Origin of the sequence: Micromonospora sp. WMMA1949 (assembly GCF_027460145.1) — a bacterium.
In the GTDB taxonomy this organism is placed as follows: Bacteria; Actinomycetota; Actinomycetes; order Mycobacteriales; family Micromonosporaceae; genus Micromonospora.
Genome location: NZ_JAPZBG010000001.1, coordinates 1,980,444 through 1,999,091, shown reverse-complemented (window position 1 = coordinate 1,999,091; position 18,648 = coordinate 1,980,444). Strand labels below are relative to the sequence as shown.

The following is an 18,648-nucleotide window of genomic DNA, read 5'->3' as shown; positions in this document are numbered from 1 at the left end:
CGGTGAGGTTCCGGCGGGCGCCGGGGTGGCCGGCGGTGCTGGTGGACGGTCCGGTGGTGCTGCGGCCGTACCGGCGTTCGGACGCCGTCGCCTGGTCGGAGATCCGGCGCGCCAACCGGGATTGGCTGGCGCCGTGGGAGTCCCATGTGCCCGGCGGCTGGTACGAGACGAATTCCCCTGCTGCGTTCCGCCTGGTGCACGCCGACCAGCGCAAGTCCGCGCGTACCGGTGAGGGCATGCCGTTCGCGGTCTGCCTGCGCGAGGACGGCCGGGAGCGGCTGGTCGGTCACGTCAACATCGGCAGCATCGTGCGGCGGGCGTTCTGCTCCGGGTACGTGGGCTACTGGGTGGACTCCAGGGTGGCCGGTCGCGGTGTCATCCCGACCGCTGTGGCGCTCGCGGTGGACCACGCGTTCGGGCCGGGCGGCCTGCACCGGATCGAGGTGAACATCCGGCCGGAGAACACGCCGTCCCGGCGGGTGGTGGAGAAACTCGGCTTCCGAGAGGAGGCCTATCACGTGCGCTACATGCACATCGACGGCGCGTGGCGCGACCACATCGGATACGCGATGACGGGCGAGGAAGTAGTCGCCGAGGGCGGCTTGCTGGCGCGGTGGCACCGCGTACGTGACAACCGCCGCTGAGGCGAACGCCCGGCGCGGCGCACTGTGAACCGGGTCGGCGGCCCGTAACCTCAAGTAACTGCAAGCTGCGGCAAGCGCTGCCCGCCCGCACGAAGTGCGCCGTAAACGACGGCCGACGGAAGAAGTTGCGGCGGGCGGCGCTAGCCGGCGAACTTTGGTGACGGGAGGGGTGAGGGTGCCCACGTCGGTGCTCCTCGCCGTCCTCGCCGCCGCCGGTCTGCTCGCCCTCGCTCCGGCGCTGGTCCGCCGGTACGACGCCACCGAGCGGCTGGTGGCGGAGCGGGCGCAGTCGACGGCGCGGGTGCTTCAGCGCCGGCGTCGACGGCGCACCGTGCCCGGGCGGCGACCGCTGCACCCGCCGCGCTCCCTCGTCGTAACCCTCAGTGAAGACTCCGACACGGGTGGTCTCGCCCGGCCGGTCTCCGCGCCACCGCTGCGTCTGCGCTCGGGGCGACTGCGGCCGGTCTCCGCGGTGCCGGCCCAGTCCCGCCGACGGCACCCGCCCCGGCGGCGGCACACCCCGGCGATCTACCGCCGGCGCCGGGTGCTGGCCGCACTGCTGCTGCTCAACCTGGTCGAGCTGGGCGGCGTGGTGCTCGTCGGACCCGGGTTCTGGATCAGCGTCTCGGTCACCGGCGCGCTGCTCGTCGCGTACGTCGTACACCTGCGGCAGCGTGCCCTGGCCGAGCGTCGGCGGCGGCGCGCGGACGCCCGCGAGGCGGCCTGGCTGGCCGCCCGCCAGGCCGAGGTGCGCCGCGAGCAGGCCCGGCGCGCGGCGGCCCGGCGGGAGGCGCAGCGCCGGCTGGCCGCCCAGCGCGAGGCGGTCCGGCGTACGGCGATGGGGCTGGACCGCCCGGCCGACCTGCCGCCGGCGGCGAGCGGCGGCTCGGTGTCCTACCGGCGGGCCGGTGGCCTGCGCGGGCGCCCCTACCAGTCCGGCCGAGGCGCCTGACCCCCTCACCTGCCTCGCGAGCCTGGACCTGGTGGCGATCTTGGAGGAATTGGGCCCCTCTGGGGGCCACTTGCTTCCAAGATCTACGGGGGCGGTGGGTCGGTTCGCATCGCGGGGCCGCGACCTGTTAGCCTTGTCGCCGGCCCACCCGGTGAAAGCTGGGTGGGACCGACGCCGGTTCGCTGGCGGAGGGGCTGTGGCGCAGACCGGTAGCGCACCTCGTTCGCATCGAGGGGGTCAGGGGTTCAAATCCCCTCAGCTCCACCAGTAACACCGTTGACCAGGGGAAATGCCGCTAGCAAGATCAGCGGGCACAGATCCGGCACAACTCAGCGAGTATTCGGGGCCTTCGGGCCCCGATTTCGTTTGGCGCTCGCCTCACGCAGCGCGCCGCTGATGATGTTGCGGCGGCGGTCCTTCTTCGGCCACCAATGGACGTAGGTCTCCAGCGTGATCCGCAGGCTGGAATGCCGCAGCGCGTTCTGCACGTCGGTGGGGTCGGCACCCGAGGTGATGAGGCGGGTGGCGAAGTAGTGCCGCAGCGAGTGGAAGGTGCCCTCATCGGGCCAGCCAGCCGCCCTGCACCATCCCCGCCACATCTTCGACCAGCGTTGGTCATGAATCGGCCGGCCCAGCTCGTCGGTGAACAGCAGCGGGACCGAACGGCGCTCGGGCTCCCTGCCCGGGTCGGGAGTTCCAGCGGTGATGTCCGGCAGCTCGACCAGGGCGGGCGGGTAGGTACGGACGTGCTGGGCGAAGACGGCCGCAACGTGGTCGTCCAGGTCCACATCACCGACCGAACCGGCCTTCGGCGGAGCGAGGTAGAAGCCACCGTAGGCGACCTTGTGGAACCGCAGTTGCTGCACCACGTGCAGTTCCTGCCGATCCGGGTCGATGCACCGGGTGCTGTCCTCCAGGCCGAGGACTTCCCCGAGCCGCATCCCCTCACCGGCACCGGCCCAGATGGCCGCCTGATACTCGTCGGGCACCACGTCGACCAGGGCCAGGACGTCATCGTCGGTGGGCACCCACTTCGGCGAGCGGGAAAAGCCCCGCAGGATCGCGAACAGCCGGATCGACTTGCACGGGTTGTCGGGGATCACCTTGTCGGCCACCGCCGAGTTCATGATGTTGTTGAGCAGGTCGAAGTAGGTCTTCACCGACGATTGCGCGACGTTGTTGCGCAACAGCGTGGCCACCCACTCCAAGACGTCGGTGACGGTGATCGCCCGGATCGGCCGGTCACCGAAGTGCGGGTAGTGGTGGTGACGCAGCCGGGATTCGGTGTGGCGCTGGTAGTCGAGGGCCTGCCCGATCTGACGCGACAGCCGCCACCGCTCCCCGTAGTCCTGGAACGTCAGACGGCGCTCCCCCTGATCGATCCGGACTTCCTCGGCGAGACCCGCGCGTGCCTTGGCATCCCAGGCTTCCGCGTCGACCTTCCGATCGAAGAGGCGTTCCCGCGCCTCGCCATTGCGGTCGACGTATCGACAGCGCCACCGCTTTCCGCGCCCGTAGCGCTTGGACTTCAGACGCTCGTTGTTCGGACCACGCTTGCTCAGGTACCACAGGTCGTCGATGGGCATGTCAGGCCGCCTGATCTTCCAGCCATGCCCGGACGTCGGCCGGGTTGTAGCGCAGGTGGCGGCCGACCTTGAAGGCACGAGGGCCGGTGCGGCGGTGCCGCCACTGGTAGAGCGTGCCGACGGGAACACGGAGGAACGCGGCCGTGTCTTGGATCGACCACAGTTCCGGCAGTGGGAGCGGGGTGGGTGCGGTCATCGTGGCTCCTTCCTGGTGATGGTGATGTAGGCGCGGCTTTCGCCGCTGTAGTCGGCGGTGCGGGTGCTGGTGCGGCAGGTGACGCGTTCGCGCCCGCCGTGGTGGGCGACGAGCTGGGCCGCGATGGTGGCGGCGTGGGTGGTGACGGTGGCGGTCGGGCCGATGAGCCGGACCGCGACCAGGGGGCGGGGACGTGTGGGCATGGCTGCTCCTTCCGGGCCGAGGTGGTGGGGGTGTTGCGTGCGCTGTGGAGTTGTCAAGGAACGGCTACACGTGGCGTTGACACGTACGTGTCAAGCGGCCAGGGGTCGGGCCGCGCGAGCGGCGGTGAGTTCGTCGGTGAGGGCGTCGAGTCCGGCTTGGTGTCGGGCGCGGGCTTGGGCTGCGGCGGTGTTGGCGAGTAGCGCGTCGCCGGTGCTGATCCAGCCGGTGGCGTGGTAGCCGAGTTCGTAGATGACCTGTTCGGCTTGTTCGTCGTCCCAGGTGTGGGGGTGGCCTTCGGTGCGTCGCCAGATGGTGCGCTGCATGCGGATGAAGCCGAGGGTTGCGGAGAACGCGCGGCTCTTGGTGGCGATGTGCCCGCCGTAGCCGAACTGGTGCGCCCACCGGCGAAGGCGGGTGTAGTCGGGGTGTTCGCCGATGTCCCAGCAGGCGCGGATGAGTCGGCCGAGGTGGGTCGTCGGGTCGCCGTGGACGTCGACGGTGAGGTCGTCGACGCGGCGTAGGTTCAGGCCGGTTACTTCGGTGCTCTTGGTGACGTACTTGGCGATGTAGCCGGTGATCTGGGCGAGGTTGACTTCACCGCCGGGGGCGTTGACGTGCTTGACGTCGAGCCCCTTGTCGCCCCAGGCGATGTGCCATCCCTGGCCGCCGTTGGCGGGGTGGCCGGCGGAGGTGTAGGAGGTCTTGACGAACGCCGCCCGTGCCGCCTGTTCGAACATGTCCCGGGTGATCTGGCGGGGTGGTGGGACGATCGCGCCGGGGCAGTCGGGGTTGTGGCCGTCGAGGCGGATCAGCGCGTGGTAGTGCACGACGCCGCGTACCTGGAATTCGTAGACCTTGATGTAGCGGCGGCGCAGCTCGACACCGTGGGCGCGGCCGAGGCGGCGTAGCTCGCGGTCGACTTGTTGGATGGTGCGGCGCCACAGCTCGGGTGCTTCGTGGTTCCAGACGACTTGGGCGGTGTGGTCGTAGCAGTCCAGGCACAGCGGCTGCCCGAGCTGCCCGTCACCGGCCTTGTGCCGGGCACCGCAGCGCAGCTCGTGGCCGTGGGGGCAGGTGCGGCCGAAGGGGTGGCAGACGGAGGCGCGGCAGGTGCAGCCGTCTTTCTTGCGGCAGTCCGCGGCGTGGACCTTCACCACCCGGTGGTGCACCGGCCCGAACGAGGGCGCGGTGGCGGTGAGGAAGAGGGCGATGTGTTCGTGCAGCGGCGGGAGTCCCCACCGGTCGCCTTGGAGTCCGGCTTTGATGAGGTGGTAGGTGTCGCGGCGGTAGACCTCGGCGCAGGACGGGCAGACGGCGGCGCGGCGGTTGCCGCAGGGGGTGTAGATCGCGCCGTCGGGCATGGTGTCGGTGTCGATGGTGACCATGCGGTTGCCGTCACGGTCGTTGACGTGGATCTGCCCCGCCAGGCGGATCGGGTGCTTGCACGCGGAGGCGGCGCGGACGTGGCCGAGCCAGTCGGCGTAGTCGGGATCCTGGGCGCGGGCGCGGCCGGAGGCGACGGTGCGGGGGTCATGGCCGCGCACCCAGCCGTCATCAGCGGGGCGGGTGGAGGTGGGTACAGCCCAGGGCCAGTGGCCGGTGTCTGCGTCGGCGGAGGCTCCCGTACCCGGGACCGTGGTGGTCCCGGGTGCGAGAGGCAGCGTCGAGGAGGTCACGCGGTGGCTCCCACGGCAGTGCCGTTGTGGGTCTTGTCGTTGATGGTGGTCGGGTGGTTGAGGGCCGTCAGGAGGTCGGCGGCCGTGTGGGTCGGCACGCGCAGCCGGACGGCGAGCTGGCCCGGGTTGATCGGTTCACCGTGGGCCTTTTCGTGCGCGGCGGCGACGAGCCGGGCGTTGGACAGCAACGCGGGCGGCGGGCCGGTGGTGACCGGTGCCGCAGGTGCCGGGATCGGGTCCGTGGCGGTGTCCGGGGTGGGCTCGACCGCCGTCGGGGTGTCGGTGTCCTCGGTTGGGGTGGGCGGGTTGACGGGTTCGATGGGTCGCGGATCGGTGTGGGGGTTGGGGTTGGTGGCCGGGGTCGCGGCGGCCGGGCGGACCAGCGTCGAGGCGGGGTTGTCGGATGACGGGGCCTCGGCGGTGGTGGCCGGCGCAGGTGCCGGGACGAGAGCAGTGGGCCGGGTGGTGCGGTTTCCGGTGGCGAGTAGCGCGGCGGTGGCCATGAGCATCAGGCCATCCACGGCGAGGGGACCGAACCAGACGACGAGGGTTTCCTCGTTGTAGTGGTCGAGCAGTCCGGACAGGTGCCGGTAAGACACGAACGCGGCGACCAGGGCCACGGGCGGCAGCCCGACCCAGCGCAGCACGTTCCAACCCCAGCCCGTCGGCCAGGGCGTACGAGCAAGGATCTCGATGGCGATGAACAGGAACAGCGGCCACACGACCGCAGAAACCACCGCACCGGGTTCCGGCGACCAGTCGGCCGGGGCGTCCTTGGGTGCGATGAACGAGTGGGCGATGTTGGCGGCGACGGAGACGACTCCGCCGGAGAACGCGCCGATGTAGGCGTAGACGCGGCCGTTCTTCTTCGCCTTGGTAGCAGTGGGCGGGTACGTCATGAGGTCACCTCTTGGCAGTCGAGGCAGGCGCCGGTACGGCGAGGGATGTAGTAGGGCTTGACCTGGCCGCAGTCGGGGCAGGTGCGCCGGGCGGTGAGCGCCTTGTCGATGGCCGCCATCTGGGCGGCGGTGGCGGTGCGCTTGGGTTGCGCGAGGTCGAGGCGGTAGAGGTATGCGACGCGCTTACCGCGACGCCAAAGGATCTGCGCGGCGGGATCCTGGCCGCCGGGGCGAAGGTCGCGGGCGCGGAGCTGACGGCGGGTCAGCAGGTCGCCGGGAGCGAGTTTGAACGGGTAGGTGGGCAGGCCGTAGCGCTCGCCGGTCGGGTCGTAGAAGACCATCGGGTCGTCGTCCTCCTGGTCGTCGTCGCCCTGTCCGCCAGCCGGGGTGCCGGTGGCGAAGGTGGGGTGTTCGTAGGTGTCCCGGTCGATGTCCTCGGGCAGGAACGCCGCCGAGCAGACGGCGCACACGATCGGCCCTTCCTCGAAGGCCGTGGTGGACATGCGCAGCTTGCGAGGGCACTCGCATTCGCAGGAGACGCCGTTGTTGTTGTTCGTGCGCTGCTTGCCTTCCCCGGTGGGTTCGGGGTGGCGGTAGAAGCGCAGCGCCTCGGTGAGGTCGGTGATGACGGCCCGGTAGCGGGCGCGGGTGATGTCGGTGAGGGTGCAGGGGGAGTAGCCGAGCTTGTCGTCCTTGGTGGTGGACATGCCGAGTTCGGCGGCCAGGGTGGCGAAGCGCTTGTTGTGCCAGCGGCCCTGCCGGGAGGTGTCCTGGATGCCCCGGACGTCGGCCAGGGCGTGGGTCGCCTCGTGCAGAAGGGTGGTGAACACCGCTTCCGGTTCGCGGGACAGGCCCTCGCCGGAGATGAGGATTTCGGGCAGTTGGGTGTCGCCGTGCTGCCAGCGCAGAGCGGCGAAGTGGCCCCACTTCATGCCCTGGTTGGGCTTGGTGGGGGAACCTGAGCCGACGACGAGAACGACGGCCGGGATCTCGGCGTGCTGGGCACGGATCGCGGCCCACGCCGATTCGAGCGCGCCGACGAGCGCGGCGGTGGAGACAGGGTTTTGACACGTACGTGTCAGGTCGGTGATGTGGGCGGCGGTGCTCATGCGGCCCTCCGGATGGTGTGCTTGCGGTAGGCGATGGCGGCGGCGCACAGCGCCTGCGTGACGTGGGCCGGGGTGCGGCCGGGGGTGGTCTCCCAGGCGAAGACCGGGGCGTGCTGGCCGTCGTGGCCGACGGCGATGAGGTAGGTGTTGAACCACTCGACGGCGGCGCTGTAGGCGTGCAGGTCCGCGTCGGTGATGCCGGTGAGGTACCAGCGGGGCCGGCCGAACACGGCCGCGCGGATCGCGCCGAGGATCGACGCCGGGTACAGGCCGGTGCGGTGACAGGCGCACTTCGCGGTGCACCCGTCGTGGGCGTCGTAGAGGCCGGTCGGTGTCCAGCCGTGCTGGCCCAGGTAGAGGGCGGCGCGGTCGAGGATGGCGTGGACGTTGCCGGTCGGCAGCGCGGTGACAGTGCTCATCGGGCACCGATCCAGGCGAGGAAGCCCTCACGGGTGGGCAGCGACTCGTTGGCGTACTCGTGCTCGGCGTAGGTTTCGAGCTGCTCGGCGGTCGCGTGCGACCAGTCGTAGTTGTCGGCGGCGGCGCGCAGGGTGGTGATGACCTGCTCGGCGGTCTGGTCGTCGCGGTCGTTCCACTCGATCGCGTCCGTCGGGGCGGTGTTCCAGTCGTCGCCGTAGGCGATGACCCCGAGGTCGCTCAGGTAGTCGGTGAGGTAGTCGAGAGCCCGGGTGCAGTCGCGGGCGCCGGATCCGTGGGTGGCGGGGATGGTGATGAGGCGGCCGTGGGCGGCCATGCCGATCGCGCCGACGGCGCAGGCGGGCGGGAAGGTGCCGCCCTGGTTGCTGTAGTAGGTGCCCTTGATCCAGCCGTGGATTTCCAGGTAGCGGGCGGCGCAGCGCAGGGTGTCGGCCGGGGTCAGGTCGGCCAGCGCGCCGGGGGTGGTGGGCTGTTTTTGGGTAGGGTTCATGGCGGCCACGTCCTTTCGTGGGCGGTGGTTGGGTCGGCGGTCCGGGTTCGCTTTCTCAGGGCTCGATCCGGGCCGTCGGCCGCTTCTATCGGTGGTGCAGGTGGAGCCGGAGGAACACCCGCTGCCGGTCGTCATAAGGGCCAGCGGCGGTGGGTGCGGAGCGGAAGACGAGTACGCCCGCGTTGCGGGTGATGGCGGTCAGCGCGGCGATGTCTTCGCCGGTGCCGACGAGCACCAGGTCCACGACGCGGGTCGGGACAGCGGTCCGGCCGTTCATGCCGCCGCTCCGATCTCGGAGCTGTCGTGGCGGCGGGTCCAGGCGGCGTAGTCGGCGACGCGGATGATGTCGGTGTCGCTCATGTAGGCGGCCTTGACGCGGTTCGGGATGCCGCCTTCGGCGATGAGGAAGCCCTCGCCCTGGTTGTTCGGGTCGATGGTGTTGGAGGAAAAGCCCCGGGCGTACCAGCCGTGGCCGAGGATGATGTCGGAGGACACGTCGTTGGTGCAGCGGCCGGCGAACCGCCACGCGAACAGATCCCGCAGCGACGGCGGGATGATGTCCGAGGACGGGCGCTGCGTCGCGGCGGCGACGATGATCCCGACGGCGCGGCCACGGGCCACGATGTCGCGCAGCAGCGCGGCGAACAGTTCCTGGGTCTTCTTGTCCCCGGCGGTGGCGGAGAAGTAGGCGATCTCGTCGCAGGCCACGAGGATCTGACCGAACACGTCGTTGCGGCCGATCTTGCGGCGGCGGCGCGACATCAGGAACGAGTAGCGGTTGTCCATCACCGTCTGCACCCGGCGCAGGGTGCGGATGGCGTGCTCGATGTCCGGGCCGACGAACACGTCGGCAGCGTCCTGCCACAGACCGAGTTCGACCTGCTTGCCGTCGAGCAGGCACAACCTGACGTCCGGGCACAGCGCCGCGTGGCCGACGATGGTGTTCAACAGCGAGGACTTGCCCGCGCCGGGCTCGCCGCCGATGAGGATGTTCCGGTAGATCATCGGCAGGTAGACGGCCTGGCCGAACTCGTCGATGCCGAGGAACACCGGGTCGAAGATGGACAAGCCCGCGCCGACCGGCACCGTGTCGGCCGACGTAGCGGGTAGTTCGATGGTGTCGGTGAGATCCATGACGGGCTCCCGGTGGGGTCGGTTGACACGTACGTGTCAAAGGCGGGTGAGGGTGGGAAGGGCGCGGACTCTCGACCCGCAAGGGGTGCGTGGTCCGCGCCGTCCCGGTGGTCAGGCGTAGTCGGAGGGGTCGAACCCGTTGGTCGGGCTCGCCTCGGTGGTGGTGGGGTTGCGCGGTTTGCGCGGCCGAGGAGTCTCGGCGGTGAGGGTTGCCGGGGTGTCCGGCACGTCGGGCAGGTCCAGGCCGACAGGCGGCATGCCCGGGGACGTGGGAGCGTTGGCCGGCATGTCCGTGGGGACGTGGTCCGGCAGCGGGGACACGATGGTTGCCGCGAGAGGTTCGCGGCGGGTGATGTCCAGGCGGATCAAAGCGGCGTAGCGGCGGGAGGCGCGCATGACGCGGACCTCGTTGGCCCAACAGGCGACGGCCAGCTTCTGCACGTGGCCGTCCTGCTCCAAGTCCCGCAGCGACAGACCGGGACGCAGCCACACCCACACCCGCTCACCGGCCGGGGTCGGCTTCGCGGGCAGGATCAGCGGCAGCGAGCCGTGCCGGTTGGTGGCGATGAACGCCGCGAAACACAGCCGCAGCCGGTGCCGCACCACCAGACACCACACCAGCGCCATCACGCGGCGACGCACGGGTGCGATCGCGGCCGGCACGCCGACGACCAGGGCGACGACGAGCAGCGACCCCCACAGCGGCGTCGACTGCATCAGCGCGGTCCAGCCGTAGACGGCGGCCAGGCCGAACGCGATTTCCGGCAGCCAGTGCCAGAAGACGCGCAGGACCGGCCACGCCACGATCAGCGCGAACGTCACCGCGCCGAGGACAGCGCCGATGATCCCGCCGAGCAGGGCGCCGACGATCGGGTGCAGGTAGTGCGAGGCGACGGTGGCGGCCAGGAGGCCGACGACGCCGAGAACGACCCAGAAGGCGATGGTGGCCCGACGACGGTAGGAGCGGGCGATCGGGGCTTCGATGACGGTGACGTTGCCCCCACGGTTCGACCAGCCGAACGGGGACCGCGACATAGACTTGGACACGACAAGTCCTCCCAACACGGGACCGGAGTTGTTGACAGGACGCGGGCTCGCAGACGACGCCAATCACCAGCGAGCCCGTGTCCACCACTTCTGTTGGAGCAGATGACACGCCCGCCGCTAGGCGGCGGTGTCCAGCGGCGTCAGGCCCGAGGCCCGGAACGCCACCCCCGAACGAACCTTGCCGTCGCGGTCGTTGACCCACGGCAGCGCCTCCAAGTCGAGGGGCTGCACCGGCTGACGGACGGTCACCGGCGGCATCACCGGGTTCACGACCGTCACGTTGATGACCTCCGCGCTGCCCTCGGAGAGGGCGTAGAGGTGCACGGTCCACATCGGGTTCTTGGTCTCCCGGTCGAACTTCTGCTGACCGTTCTGGTCCAGCTTCGGCACCGGGTTCACCGACACCTCGTACGACACCCGCGAGGTGTCCAGCAGCAGACGTCCCATGACTGACTCCTTCAACTCGTGAGCTGAGCCCGTATCGCTGGGCCAGATACGTCCTCCCTGGACGGCAGCTCTAGTGGAATCAGGATGCGTCGATCAGTAGTGACGAGTTCACCACGAGACATGGACGACTAGGGACGTCCTTGGTACGGTGAGTCGTCCCTAGAGTCGTCCCTTGGTTCACGAGCAGGAGCCTCAATGCCGAACGACCGTCTACGCAGCAGGATGCTGACGAAAGGGCTGACGCCTGGGGCACTCGCGGAAAGACTTGGGGTCGACCCGAAGACCGTCGAGCGGTGGATCACCCAGGACCGGAACCCATACCCGCGCTATCGCCACACGATCGCTGAGTTGCTGGACGAGAGCGAGTCCTACCTCTGGCCGGACGCTCTGCCGGCGCAGCGAGCGGCGCAGGTCAGCCAGTCCGAGGTGGTCCACATCTACCCTCGACGCGGAGCCGTCCCGACGGACCTCTGGCAGCAACTCTTGGAGAAGGCCACCCGACAGATCGGCGTCCTGGTCTACGGCGGCCTGTTCCTACCCGAGTTCAACCACCGATGGGTGCCGACCCTTCGCGAGAAGGCGCTCGCGGGCGCCCAGGTGGAGTTGCTATTTGGTGATCCCGAGGGCAAGCACATCGCCGAGCGGGGGAACGACGAGGGCATCGGCGCTGCCATGTCGAGCAAGATTCTGAACGCGCTTGCCTTCTACAAGGAGCTACGAGACCTGGACACCGTCGGGATCTACTACCACGACACGATCCTCTACAACTCCATCTACCGCTTCGATGACGAGATGCTGGTCAACACCCACCTCTACGGCACACCGGCCGCCTACGCCCCGGTGCTGCATCTCCGGCGCATCGGCGGAGCGGAGCTGTTCGACAACTACGTCGCCAGCTTCAAACAGGTGCTCGGAAAGAAGCGGGCCGTCTGGCCGGAGCACTGAGCCGTCGGCGGTGAGAGGCTAGGGCCATGGCCCGCGTCGAGCACTTCAACGATCCGAACGCCCCGAAGCCGAACAGCATCGTCGTTGCGGTCACCGTCTTCGTGCAGGACGAACAGGGCCGGGTGCTGCTCATCCAGCGAACCGACAACGGCCTCTGGGCACTGCCCGGCGGCGGCCAGGAGTTCGGGGAGTACATCGCCGAGACGGCTGTCCGTGAGACACGGGAAGAGGCGGGTGTAGAGATCGAGGTGACCAGCGTGGTCGGGATCTACACCAACCCGAACCATGTGGTCGAGTACAGCGACGGCGAGGTGCGACAGCAGTTCTCGATCTGCTTCCGTGGTCGCTACGTCAGCGGCGAACCAACGCCGAGCGACGAGTCATCGGAGGTGCGCTGGGTCTCACGCGACAAGCTGAATGACCTCGCGATCCACCCATCGATGCGGCTGAGGATCGAACACGGCTTTGAGAACCGGCTACAGCCGTACATCGGTTAGGCAGCTAGGCGCTTTTCGGTGCGCTGGATGGCTTCTAAGAGCGGCGCTTCCGCTTTCGCCCAGAATCGTGTGACCAAATCCTCCGGTCCATACCGCTCACGTATCTCGGCTAGTCGCTGTTGTGGCGTTAGGTCTTGCCCATCCGGGCCGGTTGTCATATCCGCGAACCACAGTGCGTCGGAAGTCGCGGATTCCTCTCTGGAGAACTCGGAGGAAAGAGCGTCGATCAGCCCTCGCTCGGCGGCCTCATAAGTGGCGCATGAGTGGTAGGCAACCAAACCGGCCAAGCGCGGTTCGAAGCCATTTCGCCGCAACCATCGAGCACCATCAAGGGCATGGAATCCAGTCTCCCGGATCTCGGGCGAATAACCGATATCGTGTAGGAAGGCCGCCGCAACGAGCAGGTGTCGATCCTCGCCCACCAAACGCGCCAGTGAGTGAGCCTTCGCTGCCACTCCCTGGACATGAGTCCAACGGCGAGGAAGGGCTTCCGCCAGGTGGAGTTGAGCCGTCGACCTCGCAAGCACTACGCCGTCTGCGTCCACTACGCCAGCTTAGACGTAACGGGAGTAGATCGCTAGCCGCAATCAATGAGGACCTGTCTGATAAGGAAGCTTTGCCTCGCGCCGCTTCTTGAACTCGTCGAAGCGCCTCTTGTAGACATAGATATGGTCGAGCAAGACCTCTGCGAAGTCGAGTGCGTCATTGGCGTCCTCTCTGCTAACTTTTCGACCGGTGTAGTGGGCTCCCTGATTGCCCAGTACGCGCAAGCCGTCTGCCCAATCCGCGATGCTGGCATCGATTAGACCCTGATCCTTCATTTTGGAAATCTGACGTACGAGGTTCCGCTCTGCAATGCCATTGTCGGCAGCAATGCCTTCAAGAGTCCTTCTAACCATGACCACAGTTGCCGTATAGGCTTTTGCGTCAAAGCAGGTTCGCGCTTCTCCAACTTCCTGCTGCAGCTTGTCGGGTATGTCGCTGCTGAGTTGTCGCCGAGCAGGATAGAGGAATTGCGGGGCTTCGTTAGGTGAGGAAAAGAACCAGATGTCGCGAAGCTGCAAGGAAACTTGTTGGCAGTTGGTGCATTGAAGCAACGTGAACTCGTAGGCCAGAGGAAGGCTTTGGTCCCCTGGATCATCCGAAGGCACTTCTACCTGCCCCTTGACTTCCTGAATGGCAGGCCAGTTGCAGTGTGGGCAGATCATGACGCGTGGTGTTGCTGGCATTGGGAGTGAAGCTTCCGCGTCAGACATGCTTCGATCTTTACATTGGGCTCAGACTGGGGCTAGAGACGTGTGAGAACTTTCTATACGGGATCAAGGCGGCCCGCTTCGCAGGCCGCTCGCGCCGCCGAACCTGGGCCGGGCCGATGGCCCGCCGCCGCGCCTCTGGCCTTCGGCCGCCAGCGCGTCGGTGATAGCCCGCCGGCGGCGCGACATACGAAGAAGCCCCGGGCCGCCATGACCGATGGCGATTCCGGGGCTTCACGTTGGGCGAGACACGGGCAGTGCCTCCGGCGGGGCGCTCGGGCACTCTGGGATGGTGGCGCCATCCCGACAACCTCCGTCCGGGCAAAGCCGAGCAGGTGGGGCCTGCCCGGTCAAGGTCGTTCAGACAGTGGTGTGCTCCACCTTGACCGGGCAGGCCCCACCCACTCCACGATGTGCGGACGAAGGCCGACGGGATGGCTAGACCTGTCGGAAGAGCAGCGGTGTTCTTGTGCAGCCTTGCAATCATTGCGTACGTGGATGAGTTCTGGAGTGGCGCGACCAGCGCGCTCATCGGGGCCATTGTCGGGGGCGTCGCTAGTTGGCTGGCTGCCTCTGTCCAGGTGAAGGGTGCAATGCGGGTGGCCAAGATGCAGGTTCAGGACAGCCTGGAAGCCCAGCGCGTACTGCGTCGTGAAGAGCTGGAGCGAGAGGCACTTATCGCTTACTACCAACTCGGCGACAAGCAACACGACGCTCTTTACGAGTTGGCGAAGCTTCATGCGCACGAGCCGCTATCTGATGGTTCCTGCCCCGATGTGATCCGACTGTCGGGAATGAAGGAGCTAATCGATGAGAGTGATCGAGTAAAACGTGCTCACAGAGCGTTCCTTCCAGCAGAGCCCGCGCGAGAACTGGAATACGTCGAGGATGTCCTCTGGGATACGACGTGCGAGCGGCCTCGATTTAACGAAGCGGTGATGGGAGAGTCGGACGGGACTCGATGCCCTTGGGCGCTGGCTCTTCATGGTGCTATGGAAAGACTGGATTACGCCACTGTCTGCATAGGTAATCAGCTCGAAGGGAGAGCGTATCCGGCGAAGCGTTTCTAATGTCGTTAAAGTTCACGGCGAGTGGTCGGGGTAGTCTGTTCCCGGCTTGCTATATGGAAGGCGTACGAGTTCACCTCTGCCTGTCCGTCGCCATGAGCGATCCGCTGGGTCTCTGAACTGTAGATAGGCGACTGGAGCGTTGCTGGGGAGCTCTCGTCTTGTCCTGTATGAGGCTGAGCCTGCTAGTGTGCGGTACCCTCGCATAGGCATCACGATTTCGGTCTGACCGGGAGGGATTGTGCCGAGCCCGCGTCTTGCCAATGCGCTAAATTCTTCCCGATAGTGCTCTCTCTCAAACTCGGGTATTGACACGATTGCTTCGTAAATGCAGCCGTGGCTATTATTGAGGATGACCAGCACTGCCTCGGACGAGTCGGTTGGGGCGCCCCAAAAGTCACCACCGTCGGCAGGTCGGCGCAAGTCCGCATCTTCGTCTCGCTTCTCTCTCAAGTACCAAGTGACCAACTCTGAATACCGTTCCTCGCTTTCGCGCTTCTGTGCTTCCTGTGCTAACCGCGCTTGCTCCCGCTCGTGCGATAGCAGCCAAACAGCCGCTGCGGCAGCTCCGACCCCTGCGAGTACGCCGAGGAGGCTGCCCCATCCCTGCATCCAGTCCGTTACCTTTGGTGCCTCGACGCCGGCGGGCGGTCGGTAACCCATTGAGATGGCGAACATGCTCGCCACCAGGGCGATAATCCCGAGTACTACGCCTGCAACAGCGAAACGACGAGTGCGTTGATCGAGATTCACACCGATATCCTGCCTCCTCGCGTCAACCCCTGCGGCAGGCGTTGTCGAGGCGCAGCAACGCTCATCGAGTGCAGTCAGACATCAATGCAAGATCCACGGCCAAGTTTGCAGTGGAGGGCGCCGAGACCTGCGCTGCAAGGCGTCTTCACGTCTCGCGTTCGGTTCGGTACTCTTCGTGTTCATGGCGTCTCGGGCTAAGTCGATGCTGTGGCGGTTCTGGGGCTACGGCGTGCTTGCTGTACTCCTTCTATCTCTCGGCGGCAACGCGTTCGGTCCAGGCGTGTACGCGCTTCTCGTTGGCCTGTTGCTCTTCTTCGTCCTCTTCCAGGCCCCGGTCTACTGCGGGGCGATCAACCGGAAGCGAGCCGGCGTCGTTGAGTTCTGCCGCAACAACTCGGCAGGGTTGATCCTGGGCTGCCACCTTCGGCAGCACAAGTGGCAGAAGTTCGGGCGTGACTGGTGGTCGCTGGGATGGCGAGAGAAGAGCCGGGGCATCTGGACGGGAGCCCAGGCCAAGCTGGCGACGCTGGGCTTCGTCATCGGCACGGTGACCGGCGTCATCGGTGTCTTCAAGTAGGCCCGCCTTCGGCGCGGAGAGCGGTGCAGCTGCTGCGGAGTATCTCGAAGATCATCGGGCACAGATCCGGCACAACTGCGAGCGGCAAGCCGTGTCAAACGTCGGAAGGGCTTGGCGACGGTTGTGCAGGTCGCGCCGCAGATGTGCCCGACTCGCGATGATCGCTCCCCGCAGAAGGTGTAAGGGGTTCAAATCCCCTCAGCTCCACCCAGTTCAAAGGCCGTTTCCGCCAGTCGGAGACGGCCTTTTTCGATCTCGTGCGGGGCAGCCCACCGGAACCACGTGCACTGCTAGCTTGCTCTCTTCGGCGCACAACAGGGGAGCACACATGCCCAACGTGGCCCTCATCTCCGGACCGGTCGTCGACCTGGCCTCCGCTGCGTCGGCTCTGGCAGACGCCCTCGGCCTGCAGGTCGTCAGCGCGGGCAATGTCTTCCGTCAGCACGTGCAGCAGCAGACTCCGCTGGGCGAAGAGGCGAACGGTTACATGCAGGCCGGACAGCTCGTCACCGATGAACTGATGGTCAGAGCCGCCGCCGGCGCACTAGCCGGCGTCGACGGTGGCTGGGTGCTGTACGGCTTCCCTCGCACGATCCGTCAGGCCGAGTTGCTGACGCGGAGCGGCCACGTTCCCGACACGGTGATCGAACTCGTCCTGGCTGAGGACCAACTCCACCTCGCTGTTCAGCGCCGGGTGGAACGACGGGTGGAACTCGATCCCCAGGTCGCCGTGCGACGTCAGGAACTCCTGCTCACCTACGCGCACGCACAGGAAAACCATCAGGCGCAGATGGAGCCGTTGCGCGCCTACTACCGGGCCCGTGACCTGCTGCGAACCGTCAGCGGCTTGGGCGATATCGAAGAGGTAGCAGCCAGATTGATCCCTGTCGCTTCCCAAGGCCAGTGCCGCCCGTGAGATCGAGGAGGTAGGCCAGGCGACGTCCTCACGTTGTCAGGGCAACCCTGGACGGGCCGCACGCGCTATCACCTGGGCGCGCGCGGCCCTTGCTCCGCTGACGTTCCGAACCCGGCCGCCCAACACGCCGCCGTCAGTCGAACAGGCCGTCGAGCGCCTTCTGTTCCAGGTCGCGCCAGCGCTCGGCGTCCTTCAGCGCCTTGGCGATCTCCTTCTCGTCGAGGTGGTGGGCGCCCTCCTCGCGGATGCACGCCACACTGAACGGCCCGCCGACCGACGGCGAGGTCCGCTCCAGCGCCTCCAGCACCCGCACCACGCCCACCACGCCGTACTCGACGGTGCGCGTGGTCATCCGGAAGTGGGACAGCAGCGCGCCGGCCTGCTGGGCCATGGGCGCGCCGGAGCCGATGGCGTGGAAGCCCACGTCCTCGTAGCGGCCGATGAGCCCGTTGGGGTTGATCTCCACGATCCACGGCCCGCCCTGGCTGTAGCCGGCCGCGAGCAGGTACGCCGACACCCCGCCGCCGCTGCCCTCGCCGGGCACGTCCGGGATGTAGTTCTCGTAGTGCTTCTTGAAGACGGGCAGGACGCGCTCCTGCAACTCGTCGCCGATGTCCGGTGCTTCGAGGATGGCGGTGGCCGAGTCCTGGAGAAGGGGGCGCAGGTCGTTGAGTACCCCCCGCGCGCCGCTGCCGCCCCAGGCGGCGCAGTCGCCCAGGGGGTGCAGCTTCTGGGCGGGGAAACTCAGACCGCGATCGCTCTCGGTGATCTGGGAGTCCGCGCCGATCACCACCCCGTCTTTGCAGACAACGGCGAGTACGACGGTCATATGGTCCTCCTGGGCAGGGGTGCGGGGTAAGGCGCGAGGTACCCGGCATCCCGTTCGCCTACACCCCGGCAGGTGTCGGCCCGCTCACTGCCCCACGAAGGCGGGTCAGTGTGTCCGAGGTCTCGGGGCGGTCGCTGCCGTGGCCGACGTCCGCCTCAGGTGACGGTGGCCGCGGTGAGGAAGAACGTGACCGCGTAGGTGAACCGGCCCGCGTCGACGGCCTCGTCGAACTGGTCTTCGAACGAGCGAGCTTCGCCGGGTTCGAGTACGCCGCGCTGAGCCGCTGTGGCGGCCCAGCTGCGCAGGCCCAGAACGTTGTCGGCGGCGGCCGGGTCGCGAACCAGCAGCGTTCGGGGTTCGACGGTGACGTCGGTCAGGCCAAGCGTGGCGAGAATGCCGGCATGCTGGTGGGCCAGGGTGCCGTTGCGGAGGAGGACGTCCGCCCGGAACCGCAGCACACGTCGCGCCAGATCCTGGTCGGCGATGTCGAGCACCTGCGTGTCGTAGTCGGGGTCCGCGAGGACGATGCGGCCACCCGGCCGGACGACCCGGACGAGTTCCCCGATCGCGGCACGGGGATCGGCGAGGTGTTGCACGGTGCGGTCGGACCAGGCGCCGTCGAAGGAGTCGTCGAGGAACGGCAGTCGGTGGGCGTCGGCGACGGCGCATTGCGTCAAGCCGCGCGCCTGCATGGCGGCAGCCATGGTCGCGGCGCGGTCCACGGCGACCACGCCGGCGTCGTGTTCGTCTCGGAGGCGGGCCGCGCTCGCCCCGGTGCCCGCACCGACCTCGACGTAGCGCCGGCCGGGCACCGGATGGAGCAGCTCGCGGACCCGATGCTGATATGCCTGGTAGAAGGGCTCGTCGGCGAGGCGGTCGAGCACGCCGACCCACGAGTCCGGGTCTGACTGCCGGTCGACGTCGGTGAATCCGTGCACGATCCGGAGCCTATTGCGCCGCGTCGGCTCTTGCGGCAACGGCGCAGGGTC

The 18,648-nt window shown here is 67.7% G+C and carries 23 protein-coding genes and 1 tRNA gene; 8 read left to right on the top strand and 16 right to left on the bottom strand.

The window, feature by feature from the left end; all coding sequences use genetic code 11:
- The first annotated feature begins 2 nt into the window (after positions 1 to 2).
- The 3 genes from O7607_RS09155 (at position 3) to O7607_RS09145 (ending at position 1,863) form a co-directional block, all read left to right on the top strand.
- Complete coding sequence (locus O7607_RS09155; protein ID WP_442929475.1) at positions 3 to 644, top strand: GNAT family N-acetyltransferase; 642 nt, start codon at positions 3 to 5, stop codon at positions 642 to 644.
- A gap of 169 nt (positions 645 to 813) precedes the next feature.
- Positions 814 to 1,596 carry a divisome protein SepX/GlpR gene (gene sepX / locus O7607_RS09150; RefSeq protein WP_269702409.1) on the top strand — a complete coding sequence of 261 codons (783 nt, stop codon included), beginning with the start codon at positions 814 to 816 and terminating at the stop codon, positions 1,594 to 1,596.
- Between the two features lie 190 nt (positions 1,597 to 1,786).
- Positions 1,787 to 1,863 (top strand) — tRNA-Ala (locus O7607_RS09145).
- 62 nt (positions 1,864 to 1,925) lie between these two features.
- On the opposite strand, the gene O7607_RS09140 is transcribed toward O7607_RS09145, so the two are convergent.
- The 12 genes from O7607_RS09140 to O7607_RS09085 form a co-directional block, all read right to left on the bottom strand.
- On the bottom strand, positions 1,926 to 3,182 hold the full coding sequence (locus O7607_RS09140) for a tyrosine-type recombinase/integrase (protein ID WP_269702407.1): 1,257 nt from the start codon (positions 3,180 to 3,182) through the stop codon (positions 1,926 to 1,928).
- A 1-nt stretch (position 3,183) separates the two neighbouring features.
- On the bottom strand, positions 3,184 to 3,378 hold the full coding sequence (locus O7607_RS09135) for a helix-turn-helix transcriptional regulator (protein WP_269702405.1): 195 nt from the start codon (positions 3,376 to 3,378) through the stop codon (positions 3,184 to 3,186).
- Positions 3,375 to 3,581: a hypothetical protein gene (locus tag O7607_RS09130; RefSeq protein WP_269702403.1), complete on the bottom strand. Its 207-nt coding sequence runs from the start codon at positions 3,579 to 3,581 to the stop codon at positions 3,375 to 3,377. The genes O7607_RS09135 and O7607_RS09130 overlap by 4 nt, the downstream gene beginning before the upstream one ends.
- Before the next feature lie 90 nt (positions 3,582 to 3,671).
- Positions 3,672 to 5,126, bottom strand: coding sequence for a replication initiator (locus O7607_RS09125; RefSeq protein ID WP_269702401.1), 1,455 nt, complete (start codon positions 5,124 to 5,126; stop codon positions 3,672 to 3,674).
- Between the two features lie 128 nt (positions 5,127 to 5,254).
- Complete coding sequence (locus tag O7607_RS09120; protein WP_269702400.1) at positions 5,255 to 6,157, bottom strand: hypothetical protein; 903 nt, start codon at positions 6,155 to 6,157, stop codon at positions 5,255 to 5,257.
- Positions 6,154 to 6,498: an RRQRL motif-containing zinc-binding protein gene (locus O7607_RS09115; protein ID WP_269706927.1), complete on the bottom strand. Its 345-nt coding sequence runs from the start codon at positions 6,496 to 6,498 to the stop codon at positions 6,154 to 6,156. Before O7607_RS09115 ends, O7607_RS09120 begins: the two co-directional genes overlap by 4 nt.
- Before the next feature lie 764 nt (positions 6,499 to 7,262).
- The gene (locus O7607_RS09110; protein ID WP_269702398.1) at positions 7,263 to 7,685 is read right to left on the bottom strand and encodes a DUF6197 family protein; all 423 of its coding nucleotides are present in this window, start codon (positions 7,683 to 7,685) and stop codon (positions 7,263 to 7,265) included.
- On the bottom strand, positions 7,682 to 8,194 hold the full coding sequence (locus tag O7607_RS09105) for a DUF6197 family protein (RefSeq protein ID WP_269702396.1): 513 nt from the start codon (positions 8,192 to 8,194) through the stop codon (positions 7,682 to 7,684). Before O7607_RS09105 ends, O7607_RS09110 begins: the two co-directional genes overlap by 4 nt.
- 85 nt (positions 8,195 to 8,279) lie before the next feature.
- Positions 8,280 to 8,471: a hypothetical protein gene (locus tag O7607_RS09100; protein WP_269702394.1), complete on the bottom strand. Its 192-nt coding sequence runs from the start codon at positions 8,469 to 8,471 to the stop codon at positions 8,280 to 8,282.
- Positions 8,468 to 9,328, bottom strand: coding sequence for an FtsK/SpoIIIE domain-containing protein (locus O7607_RS09095; protein WP_114918888.1), 861 nt, complete (start codon positions 9,326 to 9,328; stop codon positions 8,468 to 8,470). Before O7607_RS09095 ends, O7607_RS09100 begins: the two co-directional genes overlap by 4 nt.
- A 111-nt stretch (positions 9,329 to 9,439) precedes the next feature.
- Positions 9,440 to 10,375, bottom strand: coding sequence for a hypothetical protein (locus O7607_RS09090; protein ID WP_269702392.1), 936 nt, complete (start codon positions 10,373 to 10,375; stop codon positions 9,440 to 9,442).
- 117 nt (positions 10,376 to 10,492) lie between these two features.
- Positions 10,493 to 10,822: a hypothetical protein gene (locus O7607_RS09085; protein ID WP_269702391.1), complete on the bottom strand. Its 330-nt coding sequence runs from the start codon at positions 10,820 to 10,822 to the stop codon at positions 10,493 to 10,495.
- 348 nt (positions 10,823 to 11,170) lie between these two features.
- Between O7607_RS09085 and O7607_RS09080 the strand changes: the two genes are divergently transcribed.
- Positions 11,171 to 11,767: an XRE family transcriptional regulator gene (locus tag O7607_RS09080; RefSeq protein ID WP_332367304.1), complete on the top strand. Its 597-nt coding sequence runs from the start codon at positions 11,171 to 11,173 to the stop codon at positions 11,765 to 11,767.
- Positions 11,768 to 11,793: 26 nt separating this feature from the next.
- Positions 11,794 to 12,264 (top strand): NUDIX hydrolase, encoded by a 471-nt coding sequence (locus O7607_RS09075; protein ID WP_269702389.1) that lies wholly within the window; start codon positions 11,794 to 11,796, stop codon positions 12,262 to 12,264.
- Here O7607_RS09075 and O7607_RS09070 read toward each other — a convergent pair.
- The gene (locus O7607_RS09070; RefSeq protein WP_269706926.1) at positions 12,261 to 12,791 is read right to left on the bottom strand and encodes an HD domain-containing protein; all 531 of its coding nucleotides are present in this window, start codon (positions 12,789 to 12,791) and stop codon (positions 12,261 to 12,263) included. The two genes, O7607_RS09075 and O7607_RS09070, sit on opposite strands and share 4 nt — an antisense overlap.
- 60 nt (positions 12,792 to 12,851) lie before the next feature.
- Positions 12,852 to 13,520 (bottom strand): DUF4145 domain-containing protein, encoded by a 669-nt coding sequence (locus O7607_RS09065; protein WP_269702388.1) that lies wholly within the window; start codon positions 13,518 to 13,520, stop codon positions 12,852 to 12,854.
- Between the two features lie 491 nt (positions 13,521 to 14,011).
- On the opposite strand from O7607_RS09065, the gene O7607_RS09060 reads away from it, so the two are divergent.
- The 3 genes from O7607_RS09060 (at position 14,012) to O7607_RS09050 (ending at position 16,830) form a co-directional block, all read left to right on the top strand.
- The gene (locus tag O7607_RS09060; RefSeq protein WP_269702387.1) at positions 14,012 to 14,587 is read left to right on the top strand and encodes a hypothetical protein; all 576 of its coding nucleotides are present in this window, start codon (positions 14,012 to 14,014) and stop codon (positions 14,585 to 14,587) included.
- 931 nt (positions 14,588 to 15,518) lie between these two features.
- Positions 15,519 to 15,914, top strand: a complete 396-nt coding sequence (locus tag O7607_RS09055) for a hypothetical protein (RefSeq protein WP_332367303.1) — start codon at positions 15,519 to 15,521, stop codon at positions 15,912 to 15,914.
- Positions 15,915 to 16,242: 328 nt separating this feature from the next.
- Positions 16,243 to 16,830, top strand: coding sequence for an adenylate kinase family protein (locus O7607_RS09050; protein WP_269702385.1), 588 nt, complete (start codon positions 16,243 to 16,245; stop codon positions 16,828 to 16,830).
- Positions 16,831 to 16,963: 133 nt separating this feature from the next.
- Here O7607_RS09050 and O7607_RS09045 read toward each other — a convergent pair whose 3' ends face one another.
- On the bottom strand, positions 16,964 to 17,659 hold the full coding sequence (locus tag O7607_RS09045; RefSeq protein ID WP_269702384.1) for a proteasome protein: 696 nt from the start codon (positions 17,657 to 17,659) through the stop codon (positions 16,964 to 16,966).
- Positions 17,660 to 17,814: 155 nt separating this feature from the next.
- Positions 17,815 to 18,597, bottom strand: coding sequence for a methyltransferase domain-containing protein (locus O7607_RS09040; RefSeq protein WP_269702383.1), 783 nt, complete (start codon positions 18,595 to 18,597; stop codon positions 17,815 to 17,817).
- Between the last annotated feature and the right edge of the window lie 51 nt (positions 18,598 to 18,648).

Excerpts from the sequence above, each read along its gene's own strand:
- O7607_RS09100 (WP_269702394.1), bottom strand. The coding sequence starts at position 8,471 with ATGAACGGCCGGACCGCTGTCCCGACCCGCGTCGTGGACCTGGTGCTC.
- O7607_RS09065 (WP_269702388.1), bottom strand. The coding sequence starts at position 13,520 with ATGTCTGACGCGGAAGCTTCACTCCCAATGCCAGCAACACCACGCGTC.
- O7607_RS09105 (WP_269702396.1), bottom strand. The coding sequence starts at position 8,194 with ATGAACCCTACCCAAAAACAGCCCACCACCCCCGGCGCGCTGGCCGAC.
- O7607_RS09045 (WP_269702384.1), bottom strand. The coding sequence starts at position 17,659 with ATGACCGTCGTACTCGCCGTTGTCTGCAAAGACGGGGTGGTGATCGGC.
- O7607_RS09135 (WP_269702405.1), bottom strand. The coding sequence starts at position 3,378 with ATGACCGCACCCACCCCGCTCCCACTGCCGGAACTGTGGTCGATCCAA.
- O7607_RS09140 (WP_269702407.1), bottom strand. The coding sequence starts at position 3,182 with ATGCCCATCGACGACCTGTGGTACCTGAGCAAGCGTGGTCCGAACAAC.
- O7607_RS09050 (WP_269702385.1), top strand. The coding sequence starts at position 16,243 with ATGCCCAACGTGGCCCTCATCTCCGGACCGGTCGTCGACCTGGCCTCC.
- O7607_RS09120 (WP_269702400.1), bottom strand. The coding sequence starts at position 6,157 with ATGACGTACCCGCCCACTGCTACCAAGGCGAAGAAGAACGGCCGCGTC.
- O7607_RS09130 (WP_269702403.1), bottom strand. The coding sequence starts at position 3,581 with ATGCCCACACGTCCCCGCCCCCTGGTCGCGGTCCGGCTCATCGGCCCG.
- O7607_RS09115 (WP_269706927.1), bottom strand. The coding sequence starts at position 6,498 with ATGGTCTTCTACGACCCGACCGGCGAGCGCTACGGCCTGCCCACCTAC.
- O7607_RS09110 (WP_269702398.1), bottom strand. The coding sequence starts at position 7,685 with ATGAGCACTGTCACCGCGCTGCCGACCGGCAACGTCCACGCCATCCTC.
- O7607_RS09075 (WP_269702389.1), top strand. The coding sequence starts at position 11,794 with ATGGCCCGCGTCGAGCACTTCAACGATCCGAACGCCCCGAAGCCGAAC.
- O7607_RS09055 (WP_332367303.1), top strand. The coding sequence starts at position 15,519 with ATGGCGTCTCGGGCTAAGTCGATGCTGTGGCGGTTCTGGGGCTACGGC.
- O7607_RS09085 (WP_269702391.1), bottom strand. The coding sequence starts at position 10,822 with ATGGGACGTCTGCTGCTGGACACCTCGCGGGTGTCGTACGAGGTGTCG.
- O7607_RS09095 (WP_114918888.1), bottom strand. The coding sequence starts at position 9,328 with ATGGATCTCACCGACACCATCGAACTACCCGCTACGTCGGCCGACACG.